The 2,302-nt window shown below is 71.2% G+C and carries 2 protein-coding genes; both read left to right on the top strand.

The genetic code is table 11. The features are described 5' to 3' along the window. Positions 1–104 precede the first annotated feature (104 nt). Positions 105–713 carry a Maf family protein gene (locus ACFV4N_RS42910; protein WP_499678443.1) on the top strand — a complete coding sequence of 203 codons (609 nt, stop codon included), beginning with the start codon at positions 105–107 and terminating at the stop codon, positions 711–713. 183 nt (positions 714–896) lie between these two features. Beyond that, positions 897–2,216, top strand: coding sequence for a dicarboxylate/amino acid:cation symporter (locus ACFV4N_RS42905; protein ID WP_499678442.1), 1,320 nt, complete (start codon positions 897–899; stop codon positions 2,214–2,216). The last annotated feature ends 86 nt before the right edge of the window (positions 2,217–2,302 follow it).

Below are 2,302 nucleotides of genomic sequence, written 5' to 3'. Positions count from 1 at the left end.
CCATCGCGACCAGGTTCGACAAGACCGCCGTGTCCTACCGGGGCATGCTCGACCTGGCCACCCTGCTCATCTGGCTTTGAGGACAGCCCCTAGGCTTCGGGACCGTGCGCTTCGTCCTGGCCTCCCAGTCCCCCGCCCGCCTAGCCGTCCTCCGCGCCGCCGGCGTCGAGCCCGAGGTCCGGGTCTCCGGCGTGGACGAGGACGCCCTCGCGGCCTCGCTGACCGACCCCACCCCCGAGCAGCTCGTCACCGCCCTGGCCCTGGCCAAGGCCGAGGCCATCGCGGGCGCCTCCACCGGCGACGAGGTCGTCGTCGGCTGCGACTCCATGCTCCGCACCGCCGACGGCGAGGTGCACGGCAAGCCCGGCACCGCCGACGTGGCCCGCGAGCGGTGGAAGCGGATGGCGGGCACCACCGGCACCCTCCTCACCGGGCACGCCGTGCTCCTGGTGCGGGACGGCGAGGTCGTCGACCGGGCGGTCGACCACGAGGCCACCACCGTCCGGTTCGGCCGGCCCACCGACGACGAGCTGGAGGCATACCTCGCCACCGGCGAGCCGCTGCACGTCGCGGGCGCGTTCACGCTCGACGGCCTGGGCGGCTGGTTCGTGGACGGCATCGACGGCGACCCGTCCAGCGTGATCGGCATCAGCCTGCCGCTCACCCGCCGGCTGCTGCGCCGGGTGGGCGTCACCGTGTCGGACCTCTGGTAGCGGTTGGTAGCGGTTGTCACATTTTCCCTGATCCGGGAAGCTCCTCCCAGGTGCCTCGCGTTGGGGGAGCCGATGAACGAGTTGCTGACGCGTCGCCGTCACATCGACTTCGGTCGCCGGACGAACACGGGTTGTCGCCCCTGACACCCCGTCACCCGCCCCTGCGCACCCACCGGAGCAGTCGTGTCGTTCATCCGCACCTACACCAAACCCAAGGTCTTCGGCATCACCGTGCTCGCCGCGCTCGTCCTGGGCGCGCTCGCGGGCTACGTGGCCCAGGCCACCGACCAGGCGTGGCTCACCACCACCCTGGGCCACATCGGCGACGTGTTCACCAGCCTGCTGCAGTTCACCGTCATCCCGCTGGTGTTCACCGCGATCGTCGTCGGCATCACGAGCCTGCGCCGCCTGGGCACGAACCGCGCCGCGCGGCTCGGCGGGAAGACCCTGCTCTGGTTCGCCGTCACGTCCCTGATCTCGGTGCTCATCGGCCTCGCCATCGCGCTGGTCTTCAGGCCCGGCGCGGGCGTGCAGGTCCAGCCGTCGGAGTCCGCCGTGGAACGGCTCGCGGCCCGCGACCCCGGGTCGTGGAGCACGCTGCTGGAGACGCTGATCCCGAGCAACCTGTTCTCCGCCTTCACCGAGGGCGAGGTGCTCCAGGTCGTGTTCATCTCGGTGCTGGTCGGCTTCGCCGCCTACGCGCTCGGCGACCGGGCCGAGCCGTTCGTCAACCTCACCCGGTCGGTGTTCGACCTGATCCAGAAGGTCGTCGGCTGGATCGTGCTGCTCGCGCCGATCGGCGTGTTCGGCCTGATCGGCACCGCGTTCGCCACCTACGGCAACTCGTTCGTCCGCCCGCTGTTCTCGCTGATCGCAGCCGTGTACGGCGGGACGCTGCTGGTGCTGTTCGTGGTGTACCCGGTGCTGCTGCGGTTCGTCGGGCGGGTCAGCCCGGTGACGTTCTTCAGCAAGGCGTGGACGGCGATCCAGTTCGCCTTCGTGTCCCGCTCGTCGGGCGCCACGCTGCCGCTGAGCAGGCAGACCGCCGCCAACCTCGGCGTGGACTCGGACTACGCGTCGTTCGCCGTGCCGCTGGGCACCACGACGAAGATGGACGGTTGCGCCGCCGTGTACCCGGCGATCGCGACGGTGTTCATCGCGAACCTGTTCGGCGTCGAGCTGGGCGTCTGGCAGTACGTGGCGATCGTCGCGGTGGCCGTGTTCGGCGCCCTGGCGACCGCGGGCACCACGGGCTGGTTCACCATGCTGACGCTGACCCTGGGCGCGGTGAACATGCCGCCGGAGGTCATCGCCACCGGTGTCGCGGTCGTCTACGCCATCGACCCGATCCTGGACATGGTCCGCACCGCGACCAACGTCGCCGGCCAGATCACCGTCCCGGTCCTGGTGGCGCGCGGCGAGGGCCTGCTCGACGACGAGGTGCTCAACGCGCCCAGCGAGCCGCCGCTGCTCTCGACCCCCCGCACCGCCGTCCCGGCCTGACCCGCCCCCCCCCCCCCCCCCCCCCCCAAAGACCGCACACACCAAACCCAACAACACCGCGCGCGGTGACAAACGCACACCCCAAC

Origin of the sequence: Actinosynnema sp. NPDC059797 (genome assembly GCF_042732085.1) — a bacterium.
Classification (GTDB): domain Bacteria; phylum Actinomycetota; class Actinomycetes; order Mycobacteriales; family Pseudonocardiaceae; genus Actinosynnema.
The sequence above is the reverse complement of the archived record's forward strand: the minus strand, read 5'-3'. Positions and strand labels throughout refer to the sequence as shown.